Consider the following 14,781-nt stretch of genomic DNA (forward strand, 5'->3'; position numbering starts at 1 on the left):
CGACATCGACACACGGGGGTGCTGATGTGTCCGGACAGCGTGTGCCGTTCCGGCAGTTCATCGTCAAGGTCCACGGCCGCTGCAACCTCGCCTGCCGGTACTGCTACCTCTACGAAGGCCCCGACGACACCTGGCGAGACCGCCCCGCCGCCACGTCGCCCGAGGTGCTGGACCGCACCGCCGACCGCATCGCCGAACACGCCCGCAGCCACGGCCTGACCGCCCTCTCGCTGATCCTGCACGGCGGCGAGCCGCTGCTGGCGGGCGCCGAGACGCTCGGCCGGTTCACCGCCCTGGTCCGCGAGCGGGTCCCGGCCGGCTGCACGGTCCGCGCCGTCGTCCAGACCAACGCCACCCTGCTGACCGAGAAGCGCCTCGCGACCCTGGCCCGGCACCGGATCGGCGTCGGCATCAGCCTCGACGGAGGCCTCCCCGCCCACAACGCCCGGCGCGTCGACCACGCCGGACGCCCCTCCTGGTCCGCCGCCGCACGCGGAGCGCGCCTGGTCGCCGAGCGCTTCCCGGAGTCGTACGCCGGAATCCTGGCCGTCATCGACGTCACACAGGACCCGCACGAGACGTACGAGTCGCTGCTCGCCCTGCGCCCGCCCGCTCTCGACCTGCTGCTCCCGCACGGGAACTGGTCCGCTCCGCCGCCCCACCGCGGCGGCCCGGGGACGGTGTACGGCGACTGGCTGTGCGCCGTCTTCGACCGCTGGTGGGAGGCCGGGCGGCGGGAGACGCGCGTGCGGCTCTTCGAGGAGTGCATCGCGCTGCTCCTGGGGCTCCCGGCGATCACGGAGACGCTGGGGCTCGAGGCCTTCGACGCCGTGGTGGTCGAGACGGACGGTTCGATCGAACAGGTGGACGCCCTGAAATCGGCCTACGACGGAGCGGCCCACACCGGCCTGGACGTCTTCCGGCACGGTTTCGACGAGGCCCTGCGGCACCCGGGGGTGGTCGCCCGGCAGGCGGGCGCGGCGGCCCTCGCCGGGCAGTGCCGGGCCTGTCCGCTGCTCTCGGTGTGCGGAGGCGGTCACTACGCCCACCGCTACCGGGCGGGGCACGGCTTCCGCAATCCCTCCGTGTACTGCGCGGACCTCCAGCGCTTCATCCGCCATGTGTCCGCCCGGCTCGCCGACGCCACCGCCACCGCCACGGCCACGGCCACGGCCACCGTCACCGCCACGGCCACGGCCACGGCCACCGCCACGGCCACGGCCACGGCCACCGCGACCGCCGCGGCCACCACCGCGGCCATGGCCTTGCCCGGATCCACCCGCGAAGGGGGCGCCCCGTGATTCTCCCGGCGATCTGGGACCGGGCCCTCGCCGAACTCGGCAGGTCCGAGGGCGGCGCGGACACCCTCGCGCTTCTGGTCCGCGACCAGGACACCCGGCGGCTGCTTCTGCTGCGTGCCGTGCTCGACGCGGCTCAGGCGGCCGACCGGGCCGTCTGCTCCACCGGCGAGAAGTCGCGGCTGCGGGACGACTGGGCGCTGCTGGCCGAGGCGGACCGGACCACGCCGGTCGGCCGCCCCGCCCCCGGCGCAGCCGGCACAACCGGGGCCACCGGCGCCACCGGCGGCCTCGCCGACCGCTTCGCGCGCGCCCGGCTGCTGCACCCGCTCACCGGACCGTGGGCGCTGAGCGCCCTGCGTGGCCTGGACCCGGCGGGGCGAGCGCCCGCCCGGGACGGCGAGCGGGAACTCCGGCGCGCCCTCGCCCACTTCAGCGCCCTCGCCGCCGTGGCCGCCGCACGCGCCAAGATCCCCTTCACCGCCGAACTGACCGCCCACGACGGACAGCTCAACCTGCCCTCCCTCGGCACCCTGCACACGGCCACGTCCGGCGACGTCCCGGTCCGGGCGGCCTACGCCCGAGGCCGGGTCACGCTCCGGCAGCCCGACGCCCCGGACGTGATCGTGTTCCTGGAGCGCGGGTTCGGCGCGTGGTCCGGCGCGCTCGCCTGGACGCCCGCCTACGCGCTGCCCGGCCTGGTGCCCGAGGCCGCCCCCATGCCCCTGGACGACCTCGACCCGTTCCGCACCGCGCGGGGCGACCCCCGCCACCGGGCGCTGAGCGCGCCGACGACCCTGGACGACCCGGAACGCAAACGGTGGCTGCAGGCCTGGTCCGGCACGGCCGCCGCCCTGCGCACGGGCGGCGAGCGCCGAGTGACGGAGGCACGGGCGCTGCTGCGCTGCCTCGTCCCCCTGGAGATGCCGCCGGACGCGGACGGAAGCGGCGGCTGCAGCGCGACACGGCGCGACGCGTTCGGCGCCCTGCTGTGCAGCACCCCGCCCTCCCCGGTGGCCTTCGCCGCGACGCTCGTCCATGAGCTGCAACACGCCAAACTGGCGGCCCTCAGCGATATGACGACGCTCCATCAGGCAGGTCCGGACGCCCGGTACTTCGCGCCCTGGCGCCCGGACCCCCGCCCGTTCGACGGACTGCTGCAGGGCGCCTACGCGCACCTCGGGCTCGCTGACTTCTTCCAACGCCGCGCCCTCACCGCGGACCCCGCGCACCGGGAGTCGGCCTGGGCCCAGCACGCCCGCTACCGCGCCCAGGTCGGGGCCGCGCTGCCCGCGCTCGTCGGAGCACCGCATCTCACCGTCCGGGGACGGCGTTTCGTCGACGCGATGGCCGCCGCCTACGAGGGCATGGACGCGCATCCCGCCCCCCGCGGCCACACGGCCCGTGCCCAGGCGTATCTGAAGGCCGCGCGAACGTTGTGGACGCAGCGTCGGACTCCGTCCCCGCCACGGCTGAATGAGTGAAGATACCCGCGTCGAGCCCCCCACTGCGGAAAGATCGTCGCGCCGAGGTGTCGTTCGCGGGCCCGTCACACTTACCAGCGATGCGCCGAGGTTCTAGGATTTTTGTGGACTACGCGCTGGAGGCCGCTGCATGTCTGGAGCTCGTACGCCGGTCGGGACGACCGTGGGGGAGGCGGCGAAACAGACCGTCACGATCAGCTTCGCCGGGTTCAACCGCGCCTGGGCGGCCTGGATCGGGGACCGGCTGGAGCGCCGGGGTCTGCGTGTGGTGTTCCAGCGGTGGGACTCCCCGGCGGAGGTCCCGCTCGCGGACCTGCTGCGCCATCTCAAACTGGCCGAGGGCCGGATCCTCGTCGTGGTCAGTGAGTGGTACTTCCAACTGGGGCCGCGCACCCGCGAGGAGTGGAACGCCGCCCTCGGCGAGGTCGTCGCCCCCGATCCGTCCCGGTTCGCGGGCGTCTCCGTCACCACGGCGTCCGTGCCGACCGCCGCCGCCGTGCTGGCCCCGGTCGAACTGATCAACGTCGGGGCCGACGAGGCCGAGCGCCGCCTGGTGGAGCGGCTCGGCCTGGCCGCCGGACCGCTCCCGGAGCCCATGGAGGTCGAGCGGCGCTCCCCGCGCTTCCCCGCGTCCATGCCCGAGGTGTGGGGCGGGGTACCGCGCCGCAACACCCGCTTCACCGGCCGCGAGTCGATCCTCAACGACGCCTACCACCAGCTGCAGGGCGCGGCGCCGGGCGCGGGCGTGGTGACCTTCCACGGCATGTCCGGTGTGGGCAAGACACAGCTCGCCGCCGAATACGTCTACCGCTTCGGCTCCGAGTACGACGTCGTGTGGTGGGTCAACGCCGAGAAACGGGTCACCTACCGACGGCTGCTGGCCGAACTCGCCCCCAAACTCGGCCTGCGCACCGGACAGGAGTACGGCGAGCGGCTGCGCGCCGTACGCGACTCCCTGCGCCGGGGCGACCCCTTCGCACGCTGGCTGCTGATCCTGGACGGCGCGGACGAGCCCGACCAGATCTGGGACCTCGTCCCCACCGGCCCCGGGCACGTGATCATCACTTCGCGCAACCCCGAGTGGAGCGAGCACAACAGCATGCTCCTGGAGGTGCCGGTGTACGACCGTTTCGAGTCGGTGGCGTTCATCCGCCGCCGCGCCCCGCGGCTCACCGAGGCGGAGGCCGACCAGCTCGCGGACGCGCTGGAGGACCTCCCGCTGCTGCTGGACCAGACGGCGGGCTGGCTCAACGACTCCGACCTGTCGGTCCAGGAGTACATCGGGCTGCTCGAAGGCGGCATCGACCAGGACGTCGTGAAGGTCTCGGCGGACTTCCCGCTCGCCTTCCAGACCGCCTGGTCGATACTGCTGAACAAGCTCCGCGAGACCGTCCCCGAGTCCGTGGACCTCCTCAGGCTGTGCACCTTCTTCGCGCCCGGCTTCATCCCGGTACGCCTCCTCAAGGAGATGCCGAGCGGCGATCTGCCCGAACAGATCGCCGGACTGCTCAACGATCCCCTGCTGTGGAACAAGGCGATCAGCCAGCTGCGCCAGTACTCCGTGGTGCGCCTGGAGTCCCATGAGACCCTCGGCGACGAGGGGGCCTCCACCGGCGAGTCCCTCTATCTGCACCGCATGGTCCACCAGATCGTCCAGAAGGACATGCCGGACGCCGACCGGGCCGAGTTCGTCGACGTCGTACGGCGGGCCCTGGCCGCGGCCGATCCACGCCGGCCCACCGACACCAGCCTGTGGCAGCGGTACGCCGAGATCGTGCCGCACCTGAAGTACGCGGACGTCCTCAAGAGCACGGACCCCGGCGTCCAGGGCATGGTGCTCAACTGTCTGCGCTACATGTACTTCTCCGGCGAGTACACGGCCGGCATCAAGCTCGGCGAGCGGGCCATAGAGGCATGGCCCTCGGTGCTCGGCGAGAGCCACCCGAGGCTCTGGGAACTGACCTTCCACTACGTCAACGTGCTACGGGCCGGCGGCGAGTACACGCGCACCGAGGCCATCAACCGCGCGACCGTCGAGCAGCTGCGGGAGGAACGCGGACCGCAGGACCTGGAGCACTTGCGCGCCGCCAGCGGCCTGGCCGCCGACCTGCGCGGTCTCGGCCGCTACGACGAGGCGCTCGAACTGTCCCGCTGGATCCAGCTGGCCTACCACGAACTCCTCGGCGAGCAGGACTCACGCACCCTGAACGCGCGCAACAACGTCGCCGTCTCGCTGCGCCTGCTCGGCACCTACCAGGAGGCCCTGGCCATCGACCGGCAGGTCATGGAGTCACGGCGGCTGGTGCTGAAGGGGCGTCACCCGTGGACCCTCGACTCCCAGATCTCCTACTCCATCGACCTGCGCCTGCTGGGCCGGTACACCGAGGCCGAGTCGATCCAGACGCAGAGCGTCCGCGACAACCGCATCGTCATGGGCGACAGCAACCCGCAGACCCTGAAGGCCGAGTACAACCTCGCGCTGTGCCACTACCGCAACGGTGACCGCGCGAAGGCGGGCGAACTCTTCACCACCGTCCTGGAGAGCGGCGAGCGGGTCATGGGCGAGACCCATCCGTGGACCCTCATGTTCGCCTGCGCCCAGAGCTGCTTCGCCCGGGAGCACGGCGACATCGACCAGGCCCGGGAGCTCAGCGAGGCCGTCGTCGCCCGCTACGAGGTGATGCTCGCCGACGCCCATCCCTTCGTCGCCGGAGCCCGCGCCAACCAGGCGCTCATCCTGCGCAACGTGGGGGAGCGGGAACACGCCCACGTCCTCATCGAGCAGGCGCTGGCCGCCATGACGGAGGCGGTCGGGGAGAGCCACCCCTGGACCCTGGGGTGCGCCCTCAACGCCTCGGCCCTGCGCAACCTCGTCGGAGACACCGAGAGCGCGGCCGCCCTCAGCCGGGACACCGTGGCCCTGGCCACCGAGCTGCTGGGACGCACCCACCCGCTCACCCTCTCCGCCCGCATCGCGCACGCGGCCGACCTGCGCGGACTGCGGGACCGCCGGCAGGCGGAGAAGGTCGAGCAGGAGGCCCTCTCCGACCTGGAGGCGACCCTGGGCAAGCAGCACGTCCACACCATCTCGGCCCGCTCCCGCAACCGGCCGTACTGGGACTTCGAACCGCAGACGACCTGAGCGACGACCCGGCTCCCACGCTGAAGGGCCCGCCCCCGGAAACCTCCGGGGGCGGGCCCTTCAACGTCAAGCGCGTTCAGCGGGCGGCGAGGCTCAGGCCTCGAACACCTCGGTCACCAGCTGCTCCTGCTCCGCCTGGTGCCGCTTCGCGGAACCGACCGCCGGGGACGAACCGTGCGGGCGCGAGATGCGCCGCAGCCGCTCGCCGTGCGGGACGTCCGCGCCGACCGCGAGGTCCAGGTGGTCGATCAGGTTCAGCGCGATGAACGGCCACGCGCCCTGGTTGGCCGGCTCCTCCTGCGCCCAGATGTACTTCTCGGCGTTCGGGAACTTGTTGACCTCGGCCTGGACCTCCGCGCCGGGCAGCGGGTACAGCCGCTCGAGGCGGATGATCGCCGTGTCCGTGACCCCGCGCTTCTGCCGCTCGCCTTCCAGGTCGTAGTAGACCTTGCCGGTGCAGAAGACGACCTTCTTGACCGCGTTCGGGTCGACCGAGGCGTCGCCGATGACCGGGCGGAACTGGCCCGTGGTGAACTCCTCCGCCTTCGACGCGGCGGCCTTGAGGCGCAGCATCGACTTCGGGGTGAAGACGACCAGCGGCTTGTGGTGCGGGTTGTGCACCTGCCACCGCAGGAGGTGGAAGTAGTTCGACGGGAGCGTCGGCATCGCGACCGTCATGTTGTTCTGGGCGCAGAGCTGCAGGAACCGCTCGACGCGGGCCGAGGAGTGGTCCGGGCCCTGGCCCTCGTAGCCGTGGGGGAGGAGCAGCGTCACACCGCTCGTCTGGCCCCACTTCTGCTCGGCGGCCGAGATGTACTCGTCGACGACCGTCTGCGCGCCGTTGACGAAGTCGCCGAACTGCGCCTCCCACATCACGAGCGCGTCGGGACGGGCCAGCGAGTAGCCGTACTCGAAGCCCATGACCGCGTACTCGGAGAGCAGGGAGTTGTAGACGTTGTAGCGCGCCTGGTCCTCGGCGAGGTACTGGAGCGGGGTGTGCTCCTCGCCCGTCTCACGGTCGATGAGGACCGCGTGACGCTGGCCGAACGTGCCGCGCTGGGAGTCCTGGCCGGACAGCCGGACCGGGGTGCCCTCGAGCAGCAGCGAGCCGACGGCGAGGGTCTCGCCCATGCCCCAGTCGATCGTGCCGTCCTCGACCATCGACGCCCGGCGCTGCAGCTGCGGCAGCAGACGCGGGTGGACGTGGAAGTAGTCGGGGATGTTGACCTGGGACTCGGCGATCCGCTTCACGGTCTCCGTGGAGATCGCGGTGTTCACGGCGACCGGGAACTCCGCGTGCGGGTCGGAGACCGCGCCCGTGGCCGGCTGCGAGGTGATGGCCTCGCGGACCTCGGTGAAGACCTTCTCCAACTGGCCCTGGTAGTCCTGCAGGGCCTGCTCGGCCTCTTCCAGGGTGATGTCGCCGCGACCGATGAGGGACTCGGTGTAGAGCTTGCGCACCGAGCGCTTCTTGTCGATCAGGTCGTACATCAGCGGCTGGGTGAAGGCCGGGTTGTCCGACTCGTTGTGACCGCGGCGGCGGTAGCAGATGAGGTCGATCACCACGTCCTTGTTGAACGCCTGACGGAACTCGAAGGCCAGGCGCGCGACGCGCACGACGGCCTCCGGGTCGTCGCCGTTCACGTGGAAGATCGGGGCCTCGATCATGCGGGCCACGTCCGTGGCGTACATCGAGGAACGCGACGACTCGGGAGCCGCCGTGAAGCCGACCTGGTTGTTGATGACGATGTGGACCGTGCCGCCGGTGCGGTAGCCGCGCAGCTGCGACATGTTCAGGGTCTCGGCCACCACGCCCTGGCCCGCGAAGGCCGCGTCGCCGTGCAGGGCGACCGGCAGGACGGTGAAGTCCGTGCCGCCCTTGTTGATGATGTCCTGCTTGGCGCGGCTGATGCCCTCGATGATCGGGTCGACCGTCTCCAGGTGGGACGGGTTCGCGGCCAGCGAGACCTTGATCTGCTCGCCGTCGAGGCCGGTGAAGGTGCCCTCGGCGCCCAGGTGGTACTTCACGTCGCCGGAGCCGTGCATCGACTTCGGGTCGAGGTTGCCCTCGAACTCGCGGAAGATCTGCGCGTACGACTTGCCGACGATGTTCGCCAGCACGTTCAGCCGGCCGCGGTGGGCCATGCCGATGACGACCTCGTCCAGGCGGGACTCGGCGGCGCTGTCGAGGACGGCGTCCAGCAGCGGGATGACGGACTCGCCGCCCTCCAGGGAGAACCGCTTCTGGCCGACGTACTTCGTCTGCAGGAAGGTCTCGAAGGCCTCCGCCGCGTTCAGCCGGCGCAGGATGCGCAGCTGCTCCTCGCGCTCCGGCTTGCTGTGCGGGCGCTCGATGCGGTCCTGGATCCAGCGGCGCTGCTTCGGGTCCTGGATGTGCATGAACTCGACGCCGGTGGTGCGGCAGTACGAGTCGCGCAGCACGCCGAGGATGTCGCGCAGCTTCATCAGGGACTTGCCCGAGAAGCCGCCGACCGCGAACTCGCGCTCCAGGTCCCACAGGGTGAGGCCGTGCTCGGTGATGTCGAGGTCGGGGTGCTTGCGCTGGCGGTACTCCAGCGGGTCGGTGTCGGCCATGACATGGCCGCGGACCCGGTAGGAGTGGATCAGCTCGAAGACGCGCGCGGCCTTGGTGACGTCGTCGTCGTGGCTGGCGTCGATGTCCTTGAGCCAGCGGACCGGCTCGTAGGGGATGCGCAGCGCCTCGAAGATCTCGTCGTAGAAGCCGCTCTCGCCGAGCAGGTAGTTCGCGACGATCCGCAGGAACTCGCCGGAGGCGGCGCCCTGGATGACCCGGTGGTCGTAGGTCGACGTGAGCGTCATGACCTTCGCGATGCCGAGCTTGTTCAGGGTGTCCTGGCTGGTGCCCTGGAACTCCGCGGGGTAGTCCATCGAGCCGACGCCCATGATGACCGACTGGCCGGGCATCAGACGCGGCACGGAGTGGACGGTGCCGAGGCCGCCGGGGTTCGTCAGCGAGACGGTGACGCCGGTGAAGTCGTCCATCGTCAGCTTGCCGTCGCGGGCGCGGCGGACGATGTCCTCGTAGGCCTGCCAGAACTCGAAGAAGTTCAGCGTCTCGGCCTTCTTGATGCCGGCGACGACGAGCTGGCGGTCGCCGTTGGCCTTCACCAGGTCGATGGCCAGGCCGAAGTTGACGTGCGGCGGCTTGACGAGGGTGGGCTTCCCGTCCTTCTCCGCGTAGTGCCAGTTCATCGACGGCATGGCCTTGATGGCCTGCACCATCGCGAAGCCGATCAGGTGCGTGAAGGAGATCTTCCCGCCCCGGGCCCGCTTGAGGTGGTTGTTGATGACGATGCGGTTGTCGAACAGCAGCTTCACCGGGACCGCGCGCACGGACGTGGCCGTGGGCAGCTCCAGCGAGGCGTTCATGTTCTTGGCGACCGCGGCGGACGGGCCGCGCAGCGTCACGAACTCCGGGCCCTCGGGCGCTGCGGGAGCCGCAGCGGCGGGCGCGGGCTTCGCGGCGGCCGGGGCCGCCTTCACCGGAGCCGGAGCCGCAGCAGCCGCCGGGGCGGCCGCGGGCTTCGGCACGGCGGCCGGCGCGGGAGCCGGAGCCGGAGCGGCGGGCGCGGCCGGGGCCGCAGCAGCCGGGGCGGCGGGCGCCGGGGGCGTGCTGGTGGTCGCTGCGGCCCCCGCGGCCGCAGTACCCGCCGGAGCCGAGGGAGCAGCAGCCCCCGGCTTGTAGTCGGCGAAGAAGTCCCACCAGGCACGGTCTACCGAGTTCGGGTCCTGGAGGTACTGCTGATAGATCTCGTCGACGAGCCACTCGTTCGGTCCGAACGCGGCCGCGGGATTCTTGCCCGCTTGGTCTGCGTCGGTCGAGATGCTCGATGCGTTACTGGGGGACTGTGGCGACACGGCGGCAACCGCCCTCTTCCGCTTCACAAGGTTATGGACAGCGGGAATAAAGGCTACGCCCCCGGGAGGGTGAAGGTCAGGTCGAGCCGGGCCATCGTCGCGTAAGTCACATCGGAAAGCGCGTTTCGCGGCCGGAAATGGCGGGAAACAAGCGCGGTTGCGCTGTAAAAGGGAAGGGTTGATGCAGGTCGCGCACGCCAGACGTGCGAACCCGTGCCGACCTGGGCCGGTCCTCTGCCTGATCACACGTGTCCGACTGCGCGAACGCCCGTGGATCTTGTGGCTCCGGTTCGAACTTTACGTCAACTTGGGACGGAAGACTCTCCCGGAAGGGTGATAAGAATCCGGCAACCCCGCTCGGATTCGGCCACTCCGATCCGGCCGCCGTGAAGATCGACCGCCCAGCGGGCGATCGCGAGCCCGAGGCCCGTGCCGCCGTCGCTGCCCGGGCCGTGCGGCCGGCGGACGGCTCCCCGGTTGAACCGCTCGAACACGCGGTGCCACTCCGAGCGCGGAATGCCGGGCCCCTCGTCCAGGACCTCCAGCGCCAGCGACTCCGGCTGCGGCCCGCGCCGCGCCTTCACCGTCACCCGTCCGTGCGGTGGGCTGTGCTTGACGGCGTTGTCGATCAGGTTGGCGACGACCTGGTGGATGCGCTCCGGGTCCGCGAGCGCGGTCAGCTCCGGCGGGGAGACGTCCAGGTGCAGATGGACGTCCGTGCGCGTGTGGTTGCCGCCCGAGCCCATGGTGGCCCGCGCCGAGGCGACCATGTTGGCCTCCTTCAGCACGCCGGACAGATACGGCCACACCTCGAAGCGCCGCCTGCGCAGCGGGACGACGCCGTTGTCGAGGCGGGACAGGTCCAGCAGGGTCTCCACCAGCCGCCCGAGCCGCTCCGTCTGCTTCAGCGCCGTGCGCATCGTCTCGGTGTCGGCCTCGGCGATGCCGTCGACCACGTTCTCCAGGACGGCGCGCAGGCCCGCGATGGGCGTGCGCAGCTCGTGCGAGACGTTGGCCACCAGCTCCTTGCGCTGCCGGTCCTGCGCCTCCAGCTCGTCCGCCATGACGTTGATCGTCTGGGCCAGGTCGCCCAGCTCGTCACGGCGGTTCTCGCGCACCCGGCGGGTGTAGTCGCCGTGCGAGATGGACCGGGCCACCGTGTTCATCTCGTCCAGCGGCGAGGTGAGCGAATGCGCCACGAACTGCGTGATCAACAGTGTGGCGATCATCGAGAAGACCGTGATGAAGCGCAGCTCCGTCTTGGTGTGCACCGCGATCATCGACAGACCGGTGGTGATCAGCACCGAGATCACGACCAGCGCGCCCAGCTTGGTCTTGATCGAGAACGGGCGTACGCGGCCCCAGGGCTCCCCGGGGCTTCTCGGTCCGTCCGGCCCGGAACTCATGGCGTCGGGGTCTCCAACGCGTAGCCCACACCGTGCACCGTGCGGATCCGCTCGGCGCCGATCTTCCGCCGCAGCGCCTTGATGTGGCTGTCGACGGTGCGGGTGCCGGAGGCGTCCGCCCAGTCCCAGACCTCGGCGAGGAGCTGCTCACGGGAGAGCACCGCGCGCGGGGTGTTCGCCAGGCAGACCAGCAGGTCGAACTCGGTGGGCGTGAGGTGCACGTCCTCCGAGCGCACCCGCACCCGGCGCTGCGCGTGGTCGATCTCCAGCTCGCCGAGCCGCAGGATCCCGCTGCGCGGGGTCGTCGCAGCGATCGCGGCCCGCTCCACCCGGCGCAGCAGTACGTGCACGCGTGCCGCCAGCTCCCGCATCGAGAACGGCTTGGTCATGTAGTCGTCGGCGCCCACGCCGAGCCCGACCAGCATGTCGGTCTCGTCGTCGCGCGCGGTGAGCATCAGCACCGGCACCGGACGGGCGGCCTGCACACGACGGCAGACCTCCAGACCGTCGAAGCCGGGCAGCATGATGTCGAGGATCAGCAGATCGGGCTGCCAGGCCTCGGCGGTGTCGACGGCCGCCGGGCCGTCCCCCGCCGTTTGCACGAGGAATCCCTCGGCGCGCAGGCGGGCCGCGATGGCGTCGACGATCGTCGGGTCGTCCTCCACCACCAGGACGCGCCGCTGCGCTCCCGGCGTCGCCGTCGCCGTGGTGTTGTGTGCGGTGTGTGTCTGCTCCATCGCCCGCCCCTGAGTGTGCTTTCCGGAACCAGTGGGGTGATCCCTTGTCTGCGCATGACTGCGGTTGACGCATGAATGATCGGCGTCAGGGGTGCAGCGTACGGGGAGTCACCGCGGGTTTGCTATCCAGGTCGGACGGCGAGGTGCACCACGTCCGGCACTCCTCGGGCAACCTGGATCTCTTCGGTACGCACCTGTTGGAACCCGGCATTCCCCATGGTTCCCTCGAATTCCGGAGAGGGCTGGGCCGACCACACGGCCAGTACTCCACCGGGTCTCAACACCCGTGCGCAGCTTGCGAGTCCGGCCGCCGAGTAGAGGCTGTCGTTGCCCTCGGTGACGGTCCAGCCGGGCCCGTTGTCGATGTCCAGGCACACCGCGTCGAACGTGTCGCATGTCTCATTGACGTAGTCGAGGAGGTCCGTTTCGACGATCTTCGTACGGGGGTCGGCGAGCGCCGGTCCGGAGAGCGCGGCCAACGGGCCGTCGAGGTGCCAGTCGATGACGGCGCGCTCGCGCTCCACGACCGTGACCTCGCCCCAACGGGGGTCGGCGGCGGCGTGCGCGAGCGAGAAGCCGACGCCGAGGCCGCCGATCAGCAGGTCCGGGGCCGGACGGTCGTCCAGCGCGTCCCGTGCCGCGTCGACCAGCAGGCGTTCCGAGCGGCCGTCCGAGGTGTCCATCAGGAAGCAGCCGTTGGCGATGATCTGGAGCAACTCCCCGTGCCGGCGCAGCACTACCTCACCGTAGGGGCCCTCGCGACGGTCCAGTACCTGCGGCGCGTCGGGGATGTCGTACGGGATGGGCATCGGTCCATCCTGGCAGCACTCTGACGGTTTGTTGAGGGAATTCCGTGTGTGGCGAGTGAGGTTGACGCACACCTGTTCGGAACGGGCTCTGAGCGGCCAGGAATCAGCAGGGAGAAGCCTCAGAGCTTCCTGTGAATCGGCTTCGACGTGGCCCCCGTCACAGACAGCGGTCAGCCGCGACCCGAAAGGTGGGGTGAAACGGAAGGAGCGCCTCACGGTGGAACGCACGGTCGCCCCCACGGGCCCGCCCCTGCCAGAAGTCTCCGCACTGCTGGACGGCATCCCGGGCCAGCGCGCTCCGCACCCCGCCGAGCCGCCCGCCGAGCCGCCCGCCGCGGCGGACTCTCCACCGCGCTTTCGGCTCCCGGTGCCCTTCACCCTGGCCTACGCGGCCGTCCTCGCCCTCACCTCGTACGTCACCGAGCGGCTGGACCCCACCCTCGTCTACACCCTGCACCAAGGCTTCAGCACCGACGTGGCGCACCTGGTGCAGACCCCGGTGCTGGTGCTGGTGGGCAGCGCGCTGTGGGTGGCGGGCGGCTTCGCCTCGCTCTTCACGCTCAGCTTCCTGGTCGTCCTCACCCTGCTGGAACGGCGCATCGGCGGGGCCCGCACGGCGCTCGTCTTCCTGCTCGGGCACGTCCTGGCCACCCTCGCGACCGAGGTCCCGGTCGGTCTGGCCGTGCTGGTGGGCCGACTGCCCGACAGTTCGCTGCACCGCCTCGACTACGGCATCAGCTTCGGCGTCGCCGCGAGCGTCGGCGCCCTCGCCGGGCTGCTCGCACCATGGCTGCGCTGGCCCCTGCTCGCCGCCTTCGGCGGGATGCTGCTCCAGGACCTGATCGCCTTCACCGACCCGCTGACGAACTGGGGCCATCTGATCGCCCTGACGATAGGCATCGCCACCTGGCCCTGGGTCCGCCGCTGGGCCGAGCCCGCACCGGGCCTCCGGCAGGCCGCCTAATCCTCGAACTGGACCGTGCCGTCCTCGTGCAGGGTCGGGTGGAGCTTCATGGGGCCGTACTCGTCGACGTCCGACGGGCGGGGCGGCTCGGGGCCGTCCGGGCCGAGGCGGACCATCCGCTCGACACGGCAGATCCGGAACAGCCGGTCCTCCACGCGCGCCTCGTCGGCCCGGCCCGCGTTCCTGAACGCCTCCGCGGCCCGCGCGTACAGGGCCTTCTTCCGCTCGTCGAAGCGGTACAGCATCGCCCACACGCGGGACATCCCCTCGTACAGCGTGCGGCGCGCCTCGTGCGGGGTCGCCGCGAGCGACCCGCACGGGGTCCAGCCCGAGTCGTCGCGTTCGGCCACCGAGAAGCCGACGGGCAGCCGGACCACGTCCGGGTGCGTCCTGGTCGCCCGCGCCGAGTCCGCGCGCACGTCGGCCGGGAACCGGGACCCCGTGTAGGTGAAGTCGCGCAGACCCAGCCGCAGGGCGCCCGCCATCGGGCCCTCGTCCCGGCCGGGGTCGAGGACGAAGCCCACATCGGGTGACGGGGCGGCGCTCTGGTCCTCCCAGGACGGGGCCGTGGTCTCCGGATCGGTGGGCCGGGGCGGCTCCAGGCCGTCGTCGCCGGTGCGGGCGAACTCGTCGCCGCGCACCACCCGGTAGCGCACGCCCAGCGCCTCCACCTCGTCGGCCGGCGCCCGCTCCAGCACGGCCACGGCCGCCAGCAGCTCACGCCGGGCCGCCGGATCGCCGGCGCCGTCCTTCGCCTTGAACCACAGATGCGAGTTGAGCCCGTCCCGGGCCTGCTGGGGCATGCCGTCCACCATCGGTTTCAGCAGCCGCCAGCGCTGCCCGGCGGCCGGGTCGCGCGCGGCGATGCCGAAGACGGGCCCGCGCAGCGCGATGTGCGGATAACGCCGGGAGGCCTCGACGGCGTCCGCCTCCGTCACCCAGGCGACGGGGTCGTCGCGGCGGACCAACTCGGCGTGGAGGGCGTCGAGACGTCGCTTCCAGTCATCGGTCATATGCGCATTGTGGTCGGGGGAGGGGACG

Annotated in this window: 9 protein-coding genes; 4 read left to right on the forward strand and 5 right to left on the reverse strand. The window is 71.3% G+C overall.

Annotated features, from left to right (window positions below; translation table 11 throughout):
- Positions 1–26: 26 nt before the first annotated feature.
- The 3 genes from ABZ725_RS04220 (at position 27) to fxsT (ending at position 5,924) form a co-directional block, all read left to right on the forward strand.
- Positions 27–1,301, forward strand: a complete 1,275-nt coding sequence (locus ABZ725_RS04220) for an FxsB family cyclophane-forming radical SAM/SPASM peptide maturase (RefSeq protein ID WP_358801201.1) — start codon at positions 27–29, stop codon at positions 1,299–1,301.
- Positions 1,301–2,782: an HEXXH motif-containing putative peptide modification protein gene (locus ABZ725_RS04225; RefSeq protein ID WP_358801376.1), complete on the forward strand. Its 1,482-nt coding sequence runs from the start codon at positions 1,301–1,303 to the stop codon at positions 2,780–2,782. Before ABZ725_RS04220 ends, ABZ725_RS04225 begins: the two co-directional genes overlap by 1 nt.
- Positions 2,783–2,912: 130 nt before the next feature.
- Positions 2,913–5,924 (forward strand): FxSxx-COOH system tetratricopeptide repeat protein, encoded by a 3,012-nt coding sequence (fxsT, locus tag ABZ725_RS04230; RefSeq protein WP_358801202.1) that lies wholly within the window; start codon positions 2,913–2,915, stop codon positions 5,922–5,924.
- Between the two features lie 93 nt (positions 5,925–6,017).
- On the opposite strand, the gene ABZ725_RS04235 is transcribed toward fxsT, so the two are convergent.
- From ABZ725_RS04235 to ABZ725_RS04250, 4 genes are all read right to left on the reverse strand, one after another.
- Positions 6,018–9,824 carry a multifunctional oxoglutarate decarboxylase/oxoglutarate dehydrogenase thiamine pyrophosphate-binding subunit/dihydrolipoyllysine-residue succinyltransferase subunit gene (locus ABZ725_RS04235; protein ID WP_358801203.1) on the reverse strand — a complete coding sequence of 1,269 codons (3,807 nt, stop codon included), beginning with the start codon at positions 9,822–9,824 and terminating at the stop codon, positions 6,018–6,020.
- A gap of 302 nt (positions 9,825–10,126) precedes the next feature.
- Positions 10,127–11,230 carry an ATP-binding protein gene (locus tag ABZ725_RS04240; protein ID WP_358801204.1) on the reverse strand — a complete coding sequence of 368 codons (1,104 nt, stop codon included), beginning with the start codon at positions 11,228–11,230 and terminating at the stop codon, positions 10,127–10,129.
- Positions 11,227–11,967 (reverse strand): response regulator transcription factor, encoded by a 741-nt coding sequence (locus ABZ725_RS04245; RefSeq protein WP_358801205.1) that lies wholly within the window; start codon positions 11,965–11,967, stop codon positions 11,227–11,229. The genes ABZ725_RS04240 and ABZ725_RS04245 overlap by 4 nt, the downstream gene beginning before the upstream one ends.
- Before the next feature lie 122 nt (positions 11,968–12,089).
- A complete protein-coding gene (locus tag ABZ725_RS04250; RefSeq protein ID WP_358801206.1) occupies positions 12,090–12,776 on the reverse strand; it encodes a spermidine synthase in 687 nt (228 codons plus the stop codon).
- 217 nt (positions 12,777–12,993) lie between these two features.
- Here ABZ725_RS04250 and ABZ725_RS04255 point away from each other — a divergent pair, with 217 nt between their 5' ends.
- The gene (locus ABZ725_RS04255) at positions 12,994–13,740 is read left to right on the forward strand and encodes a rhomboid-like protein (RefSeq protein WP_358801207.1); all 747 of its coding nucleotides are present in this window, start codon (positions 12,994–12,996) and stop codon (positions 13,738–13,740) included.
- Here ABZ725_RS04255 and ABZ725_RS04260 read toward each other — a convergent pair.
- Complete coding sequence (locus ABZ725_RS04260; RefSeq protein ID WP_358801208.1) at positions 13,737–14,753, reverse strand: DUF5954 family protein; 1,017 nt, start codon at positions 14,751–14,753, stop codon at positions 13,737–13,739. The genes ABZ725_RS04255 and ABZ725_RS04260 overlap by 4 nt on opposite strands.
- Between the last annotated feature and the right edge of the window lie 28 nt (positions 14,754–14,781).

The sequence above is a fragment of the Streptomyces sp. NPDC006872 genome (genome assembly GCF_040635845.1).
Lineage (GTDB): Bacteria > Actinomycetota > Actinomycetes > Streptomycetales > Streptomycetaceae > Streptomyces.